Origin of the sequence: Rhodovibrio salinarum DSM 9154 (assembly GCF_000515255.1) — a bacterium.
Classification (GTDB): Bacteria; Pseudomonadota; Alphaproteobacteria; order Kiloniellales; family Rhodovibrionaceae; genus Rhodovibrio; species Rhodovibrio salinarum.
Genome location: NZ_KI911559.1, coordinates 1,275,602 through 1,290,416 on the forward strand (window position 1 = coordinate 1,275,602; position 14,815 = coordinate 1,290,416).

Sequence of the window (14,815 nt, forward strand, 5' to 3'; positions counted from 1 at the left end):
AGGGCGTCGCCGCTTCCGGGTCGTCACACACTCGGTGCCTGGTAAAAGCCGCTGTCCACTGGCTCCTCCGTCGCCTCGACATCGACTTTGCTGACGCGAGCGGCAGGTGGACCCTCGTGACAGCGCTGGATCATCTCGTCGACCTTGGCATCGTCGCCGGCAAAAACCGCCTCGACCGTGCCGTTGTGAACGTTGCGGACCCAGCCATGCAGGCCCCGCTGGCTGGCCTCGTCGACCGTCCAGCCGCGGAACCAGACTCCCTGCACCTGGCCGTGAATGCGCACGTGCACGCGCTTCATACTGGTCATTCCCCCTTGGTCGCTCGCTTGATCGCCGTTTGGGTGGCTACCGTCCGTTGGTTTCGGAGGCATCGTCTGCGCCCAGATTGTTCCAGGTCTCAGGGGCCCATTCGGTTTCTTCCGCTTCCGCCGAGCGGATGTCGTCGGGCGCGCCAGGATAGAGCGCGGCCATGGCCGTTTGCACGGCCCGCCGGGCATCGCGCTCCCAGGCGCGGCGGTTGGTCCATTGATCTTCGATGGTGATCGCGGGCTCGCGCGGGTCTTCGTGGACCAGCGCGTTGCGGGTCAACCGCAGCCAGCCGAGATCCTGCTGTAACTCCGGGTCGGGTCGGTGGAAGCGGCCCTGGCTGTCCACGATGATGGCTGCCAGGATGATCGCCGATGCCCAGGCGCCCGCGCAGAAAGTCGCCTGCAGATCGACCATCAGCGCGCAAGCCTGCTCGGACAGCCGGCTCGCCGCCCCGCCGCGCGCACGTTCTGTCTCCAGCGCCTCGAACCAGCGCCGACGCTCCTCCCAGGTTGCCAAATCCGGGTATTCGAGCTGTTCCATCGCACCTCGGACTGTGGCTTCCATCTTCGCCGCTGTCACGCGTTCGGTGAAGCAGCGCGCTTGGCTGGTTAAGGGGGCAGGCCGTAAGCGCCGTAAGCAGAGCCGGCAGCTGTCCGCGCGTTAGACCCGTGCGAAGTTGCCCGCCAGCAGCACGGCGTCCTCTGCGTTGCGGGCCGTGCCGTCGGCACCGATCCACTTGGCGAGGGACGGGGAGACATGGAACGGATAGCCGCCCACCAGGACTTTCACACCGGCCGTCATTGGATCGCTGCGCAGGCCGGCGATTATGTCGGGCAGTCGCCAGGCCAGGTAGGGTGTGGTGACGGACAGGGCCAGCACCTCCGGTTGGACCCGACGCACCGCCATCTGGATTGCCAACTTTGGCGTGTTGGCGCCGAGGTAGTGGGTGGCCCACCCGTTCAGTTGCAGCAGGGCGTTGACGACCTGCAGGCCGGTGTCGTGCAACTCCCCCTCGACGCAGGCGGAGACGACGGTGCCGCTATCGCCGTTGGTACGCACACAGCCGGTCAGTTCGCTCATCAGGTCCTGGCTGACGGCGGTCGCGAAGTGCTCCTGCGCGACATCGATCCGATTGATCTGCCACAATCGGCCAACTTCGACCTGCGCTGGCTCGATGACGTGTAACAGAATGTCGGCCACCGGCGTGCCGATGCGCACCTTCTCGCGGACGAGCCTTCGGGCGGCCTGGGCGTTGCCGGCGAGCAGGGCCTCGGTGTAGTCGCGGGCGCAATCGGCGTGCAGGCCAGGTTCGTTGAGGACGCCGGGCGGTTCTTCCGTTCGAGTGTCCAGGCGCTGGAGCGCGTCCTCGATCATGGTGATCGTGCTGGAATAGATCGCCGGCGAGAGGTCCTCGTCGAGCACCTCGGCGATCAGCTCCAAGGTGCGTTTCAGATTGGCGCGTTTGAGGCCCCGCGCGACCATCATCGACTTCGCCCAGGCGATGTGATCGTGAAACAGGATCGGGTCGGTCAAGGCGATTGCCTGCGACAGATGCTCCAGGACCCACGCGACATCACGCTCGACATAGTAGCGCGTGGCATCGCCGCCCATCTGCTGCAACGCCGGCATTTCCGAAAGCAGCCGGCTCGCGACTTGCTCGGCGATCTTGAGGCGGCGCATATGCAGCTGTCCGGCGACACTCCAGGTCCAACCTTGAACCAAGTGGGCCGGGTCGCCGTGAATGGCAGGCATGCCTTAACCTTTCGCCCGGGAATGTTCGACTATTTTAGATTAGGCCTGCTAAACTAAGTGTAAAGCGCGACATTTCGTATCCAACGGTTCTGACGCTGTCGTCAGCCTGTGCTGACAGCGGTCAGCCACCAATGAATGAGCGCGGGCGTACTACCATCGACAGCGATTATTTCAACCCATGTGACTGGCGGGATAGGTGGATTGCACAAAATATCGAACTCGTCCTGCTAAATGCCTTATTAGCAGGCGCAGAGGTGTGAAACTTTTCTCGCACAGGTAGGCGTCGGGCGCGGGCGGCCGATGGCGTTCTGTCTGGTACTAATCGGTGGCAGCACGTTGTAATGGGAACAGGCCGGCATCCGGAAGTTCGGTCGCGGGGCCGCGGGTGACGCCAGTCAAGTGCACGCGCAGTTCTCCAACCCGCGTGTTCGTCTGAATGCGTACGGGCAGAGGCGGCAGGTCATCGGTAATGCGTGCCAGCCAGACATCGACCGTGTCCGGATAGCGGCTTTTGGACTCGTACTTTTCCCAGAAGCCGGTAACCTTCTTCACGCTCAGGCGGCACTTGACCGCCGTGCCGCTATAGACAGCGTAGGAGCTTTCCGGCACCTGCGCGGACCCGAGCCGCTCGGCGGAGATGTCGTAGCGCCGGCGGCCGTCGAAAATCCGATGCTCCCCCGAGCAGATTTCGCCCTGACCCAGAATCAGACCGTAGATCGCGCTGATCGGATCGCGGGTGCCCGCGCGCGCCGAAACCGGAACGACCGCGCGATCGTCCGCGGTCGGTGCGGGCTCGGCGTTGACTTCTGGCGGGGCGTTCGGAGACGGGTAGGTCATACGTACCCAGCGCTTGCCGTTATCGCCCCAGAGATTGGCGGTGGCAAAGCGCTCGGGCGTCAACGCGCCACGCACCCGCGTGCCTTCGGACCGGCCCTCGAGGACGAATGGCCAGAGACTGCCGATCCATCCGGATGTTCGAGCCTGCAGGCGGATATCATAGCCGCCCGTATCGAGCGCGATCCGCGTGTCGAACGAGAGCGCGTTCAACCCGCCGACGTACAGCTTGTAGGCCAGCCCGACCGGCGGCTGAACCGTGGTGGGAGTCGGATCGCTTCGGGCCGGGCCGAGCGTGCCTAAAAACACCGTGCCCACGAGCGCGATGCGGGTCAACGCTGCCCTTCGACGTCCTCTGCCTACAAGCCACAGCCCATGCACCATCGTCGCCTCCCACGTCGCGGGATCGCATTTGCCCAGAACGGCGGTCGACCAGAACGGCTGTGCAGGTCCACGGCCTGCATGCCCGTTCGGCCTGACCCTTTAAGTTACGGCCCTTCGGGAAGGAGAAAAGGTGTGCGCCGCGACAATCGTCAGCGCGTTATCTTGCACCACGCAGGTTCCGGCTGAAGCGCATTTCGAAGGTGAAGCGCGAGGCGGGAAAGATGGTGCGGCTGACGGCGAACAGGTCGTTGGCCCCGTCCCAGAAACGCCGGTGCAGGATCAGCGCCGGACGCGTGATACGGTTCGTGAGGAGAGGCAACGCGCCAAACTGCTCCTAAGCCCTGATCCAAGGGTAACAGCCGGAGGCGGGCGGCCTGTACTAGGCGGCCCCGTTGGCCTCAGATTTTGGCTTGACCCGCGCACTGCGGTGACTATGTTGCGTAGCTGCAAACCGCTGACAGACGGCGATTTTTCGCGGTCATGGGCGCGTAGCTCAGCGGGAGAGCGCCTCGTTCACACCGAGGAGGTCCCTGGTTCAATCCCAGGCGCGCCCACCATTCGAAGTTTGCACAATCCAAAGATACGGCAGGCCGGGTGTGCAACGGTCTGCTGACATGCTGTTCTCCTGCAGGATCGACGACGGTTTCGGTCGATATCGGTTCGCCGCGACGGCGCGTGGAGTTGATCCCTGTTGCGAGGTTGAACGCCACGTTCGGTACCTCTGACGCGTTGATCGGCGGCGCTTTACGACCGACGCCCTGAGCGTCGTTCCTTGAGCACGTCGATCAGGGCGCGCAGCGCAGCCGGCACGTGACGGTGGCCGGGGTAGTACAGCATTAAGCCCGAGAATGGTGGGCACCAGTCTTCAAGCACGGCTACCAGGCGGTTCGTGGCCAGGAGATCGCCCGCGGCGGTTTCAGGCACATAGGCTATGCCCAAACCGCGTGCTGCCGCGTCGATCATCAGGCCATTGTCATTGAGTGTCAGGGGGCCTGGCGGATCGACAGCGATTTCCTGCCCATGCTTCTCGAAGTCCCATCGATAGCGCTTGCCGCTCGGCAGGCGTTGACGGATGCAGCGATGCTGAAGCAGGTCATCGGGGACCAACGGTTTGCCGAAACGGCTTATATAGTCCGGGGATGCGACGGCGAGGAAACGGAGGTCGTCGCTGATCCGCACCGCGATCATGTCCTGAGGCACGGCTTCGGCGAGCCGGATGCCCGCATCGAACCCTTGCGCCACGATGTCGACAAGGCGTCCTTCGCTGACCAAATCGAGTTCGACGTCCGGATATTTCTCTAGATATGCCGGTATGGCTTGGCGCAGCAGCAGCTGGGCCGCGCCCTTGTCCGCATTGATGCGAAGCATGCCACTGGGCGCCCCGCGATCATCCGCGAGCGTGTCGAGCGCCGAGTCCAGATTTCTGATAACCGGGCCAACTCGATTGAGCAGTCGCGCTCCGGCATCAGTCGGCGAAACACTGCGGGTGGTCCGATTAAGCAGTCGTACCCCCATCTGCTCTTCCAGTTTCCTAATGCGATGACTGAGCGCGGAGCGCGAAACCCCGAGCAAGTCCGCAGCGCGCCGGAAATTGCGCTCGGCCGCCACGACCGCGAAGGCTTCCAGGTCTGCCAGGGATGGCCTTGTCATTGGTGAATTCCTTTCACCTATTCATGCAATAATAGCGACCTTATTGCACGAATTATGTCGCCCTAAATCATGATCGTTCTCATGAAAGGAGTGCCATATGAGCAAGACGTGGTTGATTACCGGTGCATCCTCAGGCCTGGGACGAGAGATGGCGTGCCGGTTGCTGGCGCGAGGAGATCGTGTCGTGGCGACCGTGCGGCGTGAGGAGGCCCTGGCTGATCTCGAGCAGCAGTACGACGGGACTCTCACTGTTCTGAAGTTGGATGTTACCGATTTCGCGCGTACCCGAAGCGTAATGGACGATGCGTTCGCCCAAGCGGGCCGGATCGATGTCGTCGTCAGCAATGCTGCCTATGGGCTGTTCGGCGCGGCGGAAGAACTCACCGACGAACAGATCGAGCATCAGATCGCCGCCAACCTGACCGGGTCGATACAGCTTATCCGTGCCGCGCTGCCCCATCTGCGACGCCAGGGCGGTGGGCGTGTGGTTCAGGTTTCATCGGAAGGCGGACAGATGGCCTATCCCAATTTCAGCCTGTACCACGCTACCAAATGGGGCATTGAGGGCTTTGTCGAATCCGTGGCTCAGGAAGTTGCCCCCTTTGGGATCGACTTCATCATTGCCGAACCAGGTCCGACGGCGACCAACTTCGGGGCCAGCCTGGTGCGTCCAGCCGCGATGGCGGTGTACGATGATACGCCCGCCGGAGAGGTGCGGCGCGCCGTCGACAACGGCAGCTTCGACATCAGGGGCGATGCGACACGGACGGTCGATGCCATCATCGCGGCCGCTGACAGTGAGACGCCAGCCCTACGTCTCACTCTCGGCAGCACCGCCTACGAGTCCATGTCGAAGGCCCTGGGCAATCGTCTCGCCTCCCTGCAGGCGCAGCGCGGTATTGCCCTTTCCGCTGACAGGGACGAATAACCTCCCGCGCGGCATCTCCAATGTGCTTCTGGCCACTGCGTCACATAATCGGTGTAACGGCACCGAGGTGACGACTGCGGAGGTGGAGGACGGCATGACGCGCGGATGGCTGATAACCGCATCCGCGCGTCCCGTCCGTATTCCTGGATCTTAGTGCCTACAGACTGTCGACGATGCCGCCCTCGACCCGCAGGGCCGCGCCGCTGGTGGCCGAGGCCTGTGGCGAGCAGGCATAGACGATCATGTTGGCGACTTCATCGACATCGGCCGGGCGCTGGATGATCGAGGTCGGGCGTTGGGCCATGACGAAATCGCGGCCCACCTCCTCGATCGACTTGCCGGTTTCCTCGACCTGGTCGGCCAGCATCGCCGTGACGCCGTCCGAAAGCGTCGGGCCCGGAAGCACGGAATTCACGGTGACGCCCGTGCCCGCCATGCGCTTGGCCAGTCCGCGCGCGATCGCGGTGCAGGCGGTCTTGGTCATACCGTAGTGCACCATGTCCGCCGGGATGTTGAACGCCGATTCCGAGGACAGGAACACGACCCGGCCCCATCCGTTCGCCTGCATCCCCGGCAGGTAGCTCCGCGACAGGCGCACGCCGGACATGACGTTGACCTCGTAGTACTTCATCCAGACCTCGTCGGGCGTCTCGAAGAAGTCCTGCGGGCCGAAAATGCCGACATTGTTGACCAGGATGTCGCAAGTTGGGTGGGCCGCGACCAGCGCCGCGCAGCCTTCGGCACTGCCGAGATCGCCGGCGAAGCCGGTGACCTCCGCGTTCCCGGTAGCAGCTGCTTGCACCTCGGCCACGGCTGCGTCTACGTCGGCCTGCTTGCGGCCGTTAACGACGACCGAAGCGCCGCTTGTGGCCAGCCCCTTGGCTGCCGCCAGACCGATCCCCTTGGTCGATCCGGTGACGATGGCTTTCTTGCCTGTTAGGTCGATTTGCATGCTGTTCTCCTTTGCCGCTTTGCCGCGCGGCCTATTCAGGTGATCTATCTCGTGTTTTGCGTGTTCTGTCTGGGACTCCCCTGATTCCCAGATAATCGGCGTTTTCGGCTGGCAAAAGAGGCGGAAAATGAACCCTTTTCATGTGCCTGGGGTTCATGGGCTTTTGAGGTATCGGCGCATCTTCATGGAAATATTGGGCGCGGCAGCCTGCTGTCCGGGCGTGCGGCTGGTTGCGGCTAAGCGCGATCGTCCTGGTCCGCAGGTACGACTTTCGCGTCGCCATTCACGCGGACGGCTTACCTATATGGCGCCTTTGCCGCGTCATCTCAGCTGGTGGATAGTTGAGGTCTGGAAGCGGTTCCCCCCCGACCCGCCTTCCGATTGCCGGCCGGCAGTCTATCCCCCCGACCTAGGCTGCCGGCACGCCCCGTCCCCGCCATTGCTGGGGACGGGGCGTTTTATGTCGGGGGAAGACTTCCAAAAAACGCCTCTAGAACAGGCTCGGCTGATCGCTGTCGCCGCTCTGCTTGTCGCCCGATCCATGGTCGCCGCGAGCCGCGTTCCGAGATAGGCGGTCGTCGGTCTCCAGCGGTTCCAGGAGCGCGGGATCGTCGTTTTTGACCGCGTTGACCCGGGTGGAGATCGGATAGGCGGTCAGGTCCTCACCGGGGTCGGAGCGCAGCAGCGTCTTCGCGGTCTCCAGATTGCTCTCCGGGGCCAGCCAGGCGTCGAACGCTTCCGGTGCGAGGATCACCGGCATGCGCGGATGGATGGGCTTGAGCGCATCGTTCGCTTCGGTGGTCAGGATCGTGCAGGTTTCGAGCACGCTCTGAGTCTGTGGATCGGTCCAGCGCTCCCACAGGCCGGCGAAGCCGAACGGGCGGCGGTCCTGGAACTCGATCCGGTAGGGCTGCTTGCGCTGGCCCTTTTCCGCCGCAGCCTGCCATTCGTAGAAGCCGTCGGCGACCACCAGGCAGCGCCGGCGGCGGAAGGCGGCGCGGAACGCCGGCTTGTCGGACGCGCTGTCCGCCCGGGCGTTGATCATCTTGACCCCGATCGACGGATCGTCGGCCCAGAAGGGCACCAGCCCCCAGCGCAGCTGCACCAGGTGCCGGCCGCCGTCGGCTTCCGGGCCTTCCTGGTCGCCGCCCACCCGCACAACCGGCACGTCCTGCGTCGGCGCTACGTTGTAGCGCGCCGGCAGGTTGGGCAGCTCCGGCACCTGGAAAATGCGCTGGATCGTGTCCGGCGGGCTGGTGATCGAATAGCGGCCGCACATCCCGCTTGCCTTTCGCTCGGTTTGCCGGCCGCACCCTAGCACGCCCACGCCGGTCAGCCAGCGCCAGCGTTTGGTGTACCGATGGGCTTGGCTTCAGCTTCCGTGTGCCCCACCTATCGAGGGCCTGCCTCAGCGCACAAGCCCGCACACGCCAGAGATGGAGCCGTCGATCATGGGTCAGTTCGGAGTGGGCCAAGCCGTTCGCCGTGTCGAGGACGCCCGGCTTTTGACCGGGCAGGGCCGCTACACCGACGACATCCAGCTGGATGGCCAGCTCTACATGGCGTTGGTGCGCAGTCCGCACGCGCATGCCGAGATCAAGAGCATCGACGCCGCCGAGGCGCGTGCGGCCGAGGGCGTGCACGCCGTCTTCACGATCGCGGATCTGGACGCCGCCGGCATCCAGGATATCCCCTGCATCGCGCCGATCCCCGGGGTGGATGGCAAGCCGCCGCGCATGCCGGGCCATCCGGTCCTGGCCCGCGGGCGGGTGCGCCACGTTGGCGATCCGGTTGCCGCGGTGGTGGCGGAGACGGCGCAGCAGGCGAAGGATGCGGCCGAGTTGGTCGACGTTGACTACGACACCTTGGATCACGTGGTCGACGCGCAGGCCGCCGTGCAGCCGGGCGCGCCCACCTTGCACGAGATCGCGCCCGACAACGTCGCGCTGGAATGGGGCCTGGGTGACGACGCCGCGGTGGCGCAGGCGTTCGAGCAGGCCGCGCACGTCACCCGGGTCGAGATGGTGAACAACCGCGTGGTCGCGAACTCGATGGAGCCGCGCGGGGCGATCGGCAACTACGATCCGAAAGCCGATCGTTTCGAACTCTACACCTCATCCCAGAGTTCGCACGGCCTGCGCAGTCAGATCGCCGAACAGGTGCTGAACGTGGACCCGGAACGCTTGCGCGTGGTCACTCCGGATGTCGGCGGGGGCTTTGGCACCAAAATCTTCTTGTACAGCGAGCAAGTGCTGGTGCTGCACGTTGCCCAGGCGCTGGGCCGGCCGGTCAAGTGGATTGGCGAACGGCGCGAATCCTTCCAGTCGGACGCACAGGGGCGCGACCACACCGCGACGATGGAACTCGCGCTCGACGCCGAGCACCGGATGACGGCGATCCGCCTGACCACGCTCGCCAACGTCGGCGGGTATCTGTCGAACGCCGCGACCTACGTGCCGACGCAATCGATGGGCAAGATGCTGTGCGGCCTGTACCGCATCCCGGCGATGTCGGCGAACGTGAAGTGCGTCTTCACCAACACCGTGCCGGTGGACGCCTACCGTGGTGCCGGCCGACCGGAAGCGGCCTACTTCGTCGAGCGTACGGTCGACGCGGCCGCGCGTGAGCTGGGCCTGGACCCGGCCGAGCTGCGCCGGAAGAACTTCATCCAGCCGGAGGAGATGCCCTGGACCACGCCCGCCGGCGCGACCTACGACAGTGGCGAGTTCGCGCGGCTGCTGGACCGGGCGCTGGAAAAGGCAGCTTACGCGCAGCTGGCCGAGCGCAAGCAGGCGGCCGCACGACGCGGCAAGTTGCTGGGCCTGGGGCTGTCGACCTACGTCGAGGCGTGCGGCTCGGTCGGCAGCGAGGATGCGCAACTGCGGATCGATCCGGACGGCGGCGCCAGCCTGATCGTTGGCACCCAGACCAACGGGCAGGGGCACCACACCGCCTATGCCCAGTTGCTGGCTGACAAGCTGGGACTGGACCCCGAGCAGGTTCGTTTCCACCAGGGCGATACCGATATCGCCAAGACCGGTGGCGGGACCATGGGCTCGCGCTCGCTCCTGGTCGGCGGTGGGGCCACCGATCAAGCGGCGGATCAGGTGATCGAGCGGGCGAAGAAGATCGCCGGCTATACGCTGGAGGTTTCGCCCGACGACCTGGAGTTCGAGGCCGGCACCTTCACGATCGCCGGCACCGACCGGCAGACCACGCTGGCCGAGGTGGCGCGCGCGGCCCAGGAGCGCGACGATCTGCCTTCGGACCTGAAGGGACCGTTGCAGGAAACCGGGCACTACGACGCGCCGGAGGCGGAGACTTTCCCCAACGGCGTGCATGTCTGCGAAGTCGAGATCGACCGCGAGACCGCGGAGCTGGAGATCACCCGCTATATCGTGGTCGACGATTTCGGCATGGTGCTGAACCCGATGCTGGTCTCGGGCCAGATCCACGGCGGGATCGCCCAAGGAATCGGTCAGGCGCTCTTGGAGCAGACGGTGTACGAGGCCGATTCCGGTCAGCTTGTCACGGCGACCTATCAGGACTACACGATGCCGCGGGCGGACGATCTGCCCGACATCGAGATCGAATTCATCAGCGTGCCCTGCAAAACCAATCCATTCGGCATCAAGGGCGCGGGCGAGGCCGGGGCGATCGGCGCCCCACCGGCGGTGATCAACGCCCTGGTCGATGCGCTGGAGCCATACGGCATCCTGCACGTCGATATGCCCGCGACGACGGAGCGGATCTGGCAGGTGCTGCAAACCAACACGCCCCAGGCCGCGGCGGAATAGCCGCGTACGAGAGATCGGGAAGGCGACGACGATGACCCTGGACAGCGGGAACGGCGGGGAGACGCTGGACGAGCTTCTGGTGGCGCTGCGCGGCATCGCCGAGCGCGCCGGCCAGGCGACCCTGATGTTCTACAAGCAAGACGGCCTGGAAGTAACGTCGAAGGACGACGACAGTCCCCTGACCCAGGCGGATTTGGCCGCTGACCGCGTGATCCGCGAGGCCTTGCAGGAGCAGGTGCCGGACATCCCGATCGTCTCCGAAGAAGGGGTCGACCAGGGCGACGTGCCAGAGGCCGGCGCGCGTTTCTGGCTGGTCGATCCACTCGACGGCACCAAGGAATTCATCTCCGGCAACGGCGAGTTCACGATCAACATCGCGTTGATCGAACACGGTCAGCCGGTGGCCGGGGTGGTGCATGCGCCCGCGCTCGGCATGACCTGGGCCGGGGCGATCCAGAACGATGGCACCGCCAAGGCGACCTTCGCCGAGGTGAATGCCTCGGGCAAGGCGATCGGCTGCCGGCAGATCCCGCCGGCCGGGGCCACCGTGGTGGCCAGCCGCCGGCATGGCGATCCGGAGGAGATGAAGCGTTTTCTGGGCGGCTACACGATCGCCGAACAACGCGACGCCGGCAGTTCGATCAAGTTCTGTCTGGTCGCGAGCGGTCAGGCCGACCTGTATCCGCGTTTCGGCCGCACGATGGAGTGGGACACCGCCGCCGGCCATGCGGTTCTCGCCGCCGCTGGCGGGCGGGTGACCGATGCGGCAGGCAACCCGCTCACCTACGGCAAGCCCGATTACGAAAACCCGCCCTTTATCGCCTACGGGCTAGGATAGCGGCGTCCGGCTTGCGGTTCCGGCACACAGGCGGCCGGCACACACGGGATAGACAAGAAAACGGCCCCGCACCGAAAAGGCGCGGGGCCGCACGGGACCAAAGAACAGGTCGCTTGCGCTAGTTCGTCTCGCGATAGGCGTCCAGGATTTGGGCACCGTCTTCGCCGGCTTCTTCCTGCCATTCCTTGGCCATGGTCTGACCGATCTTCTGGAAGCCCTGGGTTAGGGCCTCCGCCGGCTCGCGGTGGACGGCCATGCCGTTCGCCTCAAGCTTGTCCATCTGGGCGGTCGTCTCTTTCTTGGACATCTCCCAGCCGCGGTCCATCGCCTTGTCGGCGGCGTCGAGAACGGCCTGGCGGGTCTCTTCGTCCAGGCTTTGGAAGACCCGCGCGTTCACCACCACGATGTTTTTCGGCAGCCACGCTTGCAGGTGGTAGAAGTGGTTGGTGAAATCCCAGGCCTTGGTGTTCACGCCGGTCGAGGGCGAGGTCATCATCGCGTCGACCCGGCCGGTGGCGAAGGCCTGCGCGACGTCCGGCACCTCGACCTGGGTCGGCACCATGTCGGCCAGCTGCGCCAGGCGCTCGGTCGCGCTGTTGTAGGCGCGGAAGGAGATGCCCTTCAGGTCGGACATGTCCTCGATCTTCTTCTTGGTATAAAGCCCCTGCGGCGGCCACGGGACGGTAAACAGTACCTTCAGGTTCTGCTCGGCCAGCTTGTCCGCGATGATCGGCTTGGAGGCGTTCCAAAGCTGTTGGGCCTGCGTGTAGTCGGTGGCCAGGAAGGGGACCGAATCGACCTGGAAGACCGCGTCCTCGTTCGCCAGCCGGCTCAGCAGGAACTCGCCGGCCTGGACCTGTCGGCTGCGCACCGCATTCTTGATCTCCGGATGCTTGAACAGCGCGCCGGCCGGGTGGACCGTAATGGTGAGCGCGCCATCCGTCATCTCGTCCACGTCGTTGGCGAACTCTTGGATGTTCTGGGTGTGGAAGTTCCCGGCCGGATAGGGCGTGGGCATGTTCCACTCGGCGGCGGCGGCGCCCTGGGCACCGACCGACAGACCGGCGGCGGCCACCGCCGCCAGGCTCAAAGTGCGGATACGACTCATCGTGTCGCGCCTCCCTGTTGTATTGCGTTGTGCGGCCTGCGCGTGAGGTCGTCAGGCTTTTTTGGCAAGGCTGGTGCATTCGGGGCCCGGGCCGCCGTGGCGTGGCCCGGGCGGCGCCCCGTTGCTTTTGGCACGTGCCTGCGCGAGCGTGGGATGCCCGCCCCGGCGCGTCGCGGCAACCCTAACGCAGTTGCCCGTCCGCGTCGCCACCCCAGTTTCCCGCGGCTTTCGAGGGTAAGATGGCCATGCAGGTGCGCTATGACATCCTGGTTCAGGGCAACAGCCTGGCGCTGGCCGATGGCTTTCTGGGGCTGTCCAGCGTGGTGTTGCTGCACACGCAAGCTGGCCCGGTGCTGTTCGACACCGGTCACCATGCGACCAAACGCCGGCTGTTGACCGGGCTGGCGCGCCATGGGCTGAAGTCGGAAGACGTGGCCGCCGTGATTCTGTCGCACCTGCACTTCGACCATGCCAACAACCTGGAACTCTTCCCCCATGCCCAGGTGTACGTCTCCGCGGCCGAGTGCGCGTACGCCCGTGACCCGCACCCCGACGATCTGTACGTCCCTGGGCATCTGCTGGGCCAGTTGGAGGCGATGGAGACCCACCTGCTGGAAGCTGAGGGGGAGATCGTGCCCGGCGTGCGCTGGTTGGCGTCTCCGGGGCATACGCCCGGTCTGATCGCGCTTGTGCTCGACGATACGCCGCAGGGGCGGGTCGTGCTGGCAAGCGACGCGATCAAGACGGCGAAGGAGGCGCTGGAACGGTGCTGCGATCTTGCGTTCGACCCGGCGGCACGGGGCAGCGCGTCGATCGCCCGGCTGCTCGACCTAGCGCCGGATCGCCTCGTGCCCGGCCACTTTCCGGAGATGCGGCGCACCGCCGAGGGGTGGACCTGGGACGCCGCAGAGGTGCCGCTGCTGATTCGCTAGCCGGCCGTGTGCAGGCTGTCTTCGGGGGTGAGAGGCGCGTCGCGCCAGCCAAGCAGTTCCTCGTAGACCGCCAGCGTGTCGGCGCACATCCGGGTCTTGGAGAACTGCTGGGCCTGCTCGCGTGCGGCCGCCGCCATGGCCGCGCGCTGCTCGGCGTCGAGCGCGAGGGCGCGGGCCACGCCTTCGGCCAGGGCCGCGTCGTCGCCCGGCGGCACCAGGAAGGCGGTCTCGCCGTCGATGACCTGTTCCGGTACGCCGCCGTGGGCGCTGGCGACCAGCGGGCGGCCCATCGCCTGGGCCTCCGCGGCGATCCGGCCGAACGCTTCGGGATCGGTGGAGGCGGATACGACGACATCGGCCAGCATGTAGCAGGCCGGCATGTCCGTACAGTCGTCTCGGATGAACACGCGGGACTCCAGGCCACGTTCGCGCACCCGCTGGGTCAGGGCGTCGCGGTAGCCGGTGCGCCCCTGGTCGGAGCCGACCAGCAGGCAGATGAAGTCGCGGTCGGTGATCCGTGCCAGGGCGTCGATCAGCACCAGCTGCCCCTTCCAGCGGGTCAGGCGGCCTGGCAGCATCACCACCGGCACGCCGTCCGGCAGCTGCCAGTCGTGCGCCAGACGGATCATGCGTTCCGCGGCCACGCCCTCGGCGGCGAAGTGGCGCAGATCGATGCCGCGCGGAACGACGCGGATACGTGAGTCGGGCACGGCGTAATGGCGCTTCACATGCTCGGCGATGAAGTGGCTGATCGCGATCACCCGCTCGCCCTTCGCCATCACCGCGTTATAGCGGCGCTTGAGCCAGCCCTTGAAGTTGTACGTGCCGTGAAAGGTCGTCAGGAAGCGGACGCCCGTACGCTTGGCGGCGATATACGCGCTCCAGGCCGGTGCGCGCGAGCGGGCATGCACGATGTCGACCTGCTCGCGCCGGATGACCTCTTCCAGCCGGGCGGCGTTACGCAAGATCTTGAGCGGGTTCTTGGTGTCCAGCGGCAGGGCGATGTGCCTGCCGCCGCCGCGTTCGATGGCATAGGTCTTGAGCCCGCCGGCGCTTGCCACCAGGGCGCGCCAGCCGGCTTGAGCCGTTGCGACGGCGACGTCGACCGTACCCTGCTCGACACCGCCGGTTTCGAGCGCTGGCAGTACCTGTAGGACGGTCGGCGGTCTGTGCGCGTTGGCATCTTCCGCGTCCATCGGGGGATTGCTAGGCTGCGTCACGGCGTCGGGTCGGCTCCTTATTCGCGCGGCCCCGGCGGTCGTGGTGAAGGGCCGGGGTCACGTGCGCCGTGATAGCCCATCCGGCGTACATGTCGAAACGCTTTCTGGCGC

At 65.6% G+C, this 14,815-nt stretch carries 14 protein-coding genes and 1 tRNA gene; 5 read left to right on the plus strand and 10 right to left on the minus strand.

The features are described 5' to 3' along the window. Positions 1-23: 23 nt before the first annotated feature. The 5 genes from RHOSA_RS0105965 to RHOSA_RS25045 all read right to left on the minus strand — a co-directional run bounded on the left by RHOSA_RS0105965 (position 24) and on the right by RHOSA_RS25045 (position 3,598). Complete coding sequence (locus RHOSA_RS0105965) at positions 24-299, minus strand: acylphosphatase (protein ID WP_027287954.1); 276 nt, start codon at positions 297-299, stop codon at positions 24-26. A gap of 46 nt (positions 300-345) precedes the next feature. Continuing rightward, positions 346-849, minus strand: a complete 504-nt coding sequence (locus RHOSA_RS20820) for a hypothetical protein (protein ID WP_027287955.1) — start codon at positions 847-849, stop codon at positions 346-348. 120 nt (positions 850-969) lie between these two features. Further along, entirely contained in the window at positions 970-1,989 is a 1,020-nt protein-coding gene (locus tag RHOSA_RS0105975; RefSeq protein WP_027287956.1) for a cobalamin B12-binding domain-containing protein, read from the minus strand. A gap of 390 nt (positions 1,990-2,379) precedes the next feature. Next, entirely contained in the window at positions 2,380-3,231 is an 852-nt protein-coding gene (locus tag RHOSA_RS0105980) for a DUF3108 domain-containing protein (RefSeq protein ID WP_027287957.1), read from the minus strand. Positions 3,232-3,436: 205 nt separating this feature from the next. Beyond that, positions 3,437-3,598: a hypothetical protein gene (locus tag RHOSA_RS25045; RefSeq protein ID WP_156092577.1), complete on the minus strand. Its 162-nt coding sequence runs from the start codon at positions 3,596-3,598 to the stop codon at positions 3,437-3,439. Positions 3,599-3,761: 163 nt separating this feature from the next. On the opposite strand from RHOSA_RS25045, the gene RHOSA_RS0105990 reads away from it, so the two are divergent. Continuing rightward, positions 3,762-3,836 (plus strand) — tRNA-Val (locus RHOSA_RS0105990). Positions 3,837-4,023: 187 nt separating this feature from the next. Here RHOSA_RS0105990 and RHOSA_RS0105995 read toward each other — a convergent pair. Further along, complete coding sequence (locus RHOSA_RS0105995) at positions 4,024-4,929, minus strand: LysR family transcriptional regulator (protein WP_037255794.1); 906 nt, start codon at positions 4,927-4,929, stop codon at positions 4,024-4,026. 97 nt (positions 4,930-5,026) lie between these two features. Between RHOSA_RS0105995 and RHOSA_RS0106000 the strand changes: the two genes are divergently transcribed. Then, positions 5,027-5,857, plus strand: a complete 831-nt coding sequence (locus RHOSA_RS0106000; protein ID WP_027287959.1) for an SDR family oxidoreductase — start codon at positions 5,027-5,029, stop codon at positions 5,855-5,857. A gap of 157 nt (positions 5,858-6,014) precedes the next feature. On the opposite strand, the gene RHOSA_RS0106005 is transcribed toward RHOSA_RS0106000, so the two are convergent. Beyond that, a complete protein-coding gene (locus RHOSA_RS0106005; protein ID WP_027287960.1) occupies positions 6,015-6,809 on the minus strand; it encodes an SDR family NAD(P)-dependent oxidoreductase in 795 nt (264 codons plus the stop codon). 490 nt (positions 6,810-7,299) lie between these two features. Then, on the minus strand, positions 7,300-8,088 hold the full coding sequence (locus tag RHOSA_RS20825; RefSeq protein ID WP_081728524.1) for an SOS response-associated peptidase: 789 nt from the start codon (positions 8,086-8,088) through the stop codon (positions 7,300-7,302). 172 nt (positions 8,089-8,260) lie between these two features. On the opposite strand from RHOSA_RS20825, the gene RHOSA_RS0106015 reads away from it, so the two are divergent. Then, complete coding sequence (locus tag RHOSA_RS0106015) at positions 8,261-10,606, plus strand: xanthine dehydrogenase family protein molybdopterin-binding subunit (RefSeq protein ID WP_027287961.1); 2,346 nt, start codon at positions 8,261-8,263, stop codon at positions 10,604-10,606. A gap of 31 nt (positions 10,607-10,637) precedes the next feature. Continuing rightward, complete coding sequence (gene cysQ, locus RHOSA_RS0106020; protein WP_051431859.1) at positions 10,638-11,444, plus strand: 3'(2'),5'-bisphosphate nucleotidase CysQ; 807 nt, start codon at positions 10,638-10,640, stop codon at positions 11,442-11,444. A 118-nt stretch (positions 11,445-11,562) separates the two neighbouring features. Here cysQ and RHOSA_RS0106025 read toward each other — a convergent pair whose 3' ends face one another. Continuing rightward, a complete protein-coding gene (locus tag RHOSA_RS0106025; RefSeq protein ID WP_027287963.1) occupies positions 11,563-12,552 on the minus strand; it encodes a TRAP transporter substrate-binding protein in 990 nt (329 codons plus the stop codon). Between the two features lie 245 nt (positions 12,553-12,797). Between RHOSA_RS0106025 and RHOSA_RS0106030 the strand changes: the two genes are divergently transcribed. Continuing rightward, complete coding sequence (locus tag RHOSA_RS0106030) at positions 12,798-13,484, plus strand: MBL fold metallo-hydrolase (protein ID WP_027287964.1); 687 nt, start codon at positions 12,798-12,800, stop codon at positions 13,482-13,484. On the opposite strand, the gene RHOSA_RS0106035 is transcribed toward RHOSA_RS0106030, so the two are convergent. Further along, positions 13,481-14,704, minus strand: a complete 1,224-nt coding sequence (locus tag RHOSA_RS0106035) for a glycosyltransferase family 4 protein (protein WP_215904991.1) — start codon at positions 14,702-14,704, stop codon at positions 13,481-13,483. The two genes, RHOSA_RS0106030 and RHOSA_RS0106035, sit on opposite strands and share 4 nt — an antisense overlap. Between the last annotated feature and the right edge of the window lie 111 nt (positions 14,705-14,815).

Bases quoted from the DNA above. Each gene is read 5' to 3' on its own strand.
- RHOSA_RS0105965 (WP_027287954.1), bottom strand. From the start codon at position 299: ATGAAGCGCGTGCACGTGCGCATTCACGGCCAGGTGCAGGGAGTCTGG.
- RHOSA_RS20820 (WP_027287955.1), bottom strand. From the start codon at position 849: ATGGAACAGCTCGAATACCCGGATTTGGCAACCTGGGAGGAGCGTCGG.
- RHOSA_RS0105975 (WP_027287956.1), bottom strand. From the start codon at position 1,989: ATGCGCCGCCTCAAGATCGCCGAGCAAGTCGCGAGCCGGCTGCTTTCG.
- RHOSA_RS0105995 (WP_037255794.1), bottom strand. From the start codon at position 4,929: ATGACAAGGCCATCCCTGGCAGACCTGGAAGCCTTCGCGGTCGTGGCG.
- RHOSA_RS0106000 (WP_027287959.1), top strand. From the start codon at position 5,027: ATGAGCAAGACGTGGTTGATTACCGGTGCATCCTCAGGCCTGGGACGA.
- RHOSA_RS0106005 (WP_027287960.1), bottom strand. From the start codon at position 6,809: ATGCAAATCGACCTAACAGGCAAGAAAGCCATCGTCACCGGATCGACC.
- RHOSA_RS20825 (WP_081728524.1), bottom strand. From the start codon at position 8,088: ATGTGCGGCCGCTATTCGATCACCAGCCCGCCGGACACGATCCAGCGC.
- RHOSA_RS0106015 (WP_027287961.1), top strand. From the start codon at position 8,261: ATGGGTCAGTTCGGAGTGGGCCAAGCCGTTCGCCGTGTCGAGGACGCC.
- cysQ (WP_051431859.1), top strand. From the start codon at position 10,638: ATGACCCTGGACAGCGGGAACGGCGGGGAGACGCTGGACGAGCTTCTG.
- RHOSA_RS0106025 (WP_027287963.1), bottom strand. From the start codon at position 12,552: ATGAGTCGTATCCGCACTTTGAGCCTGGCGGCGGTGGCCGCCGCCGGT.
- RHOSA_RS0106030 (WP_027287964.1), top strand. From the start codon at position 12,798: ATGCAGGTGCGCTATGACATCCTGGTTCAGGGCAACAGCCTGGCGCTG.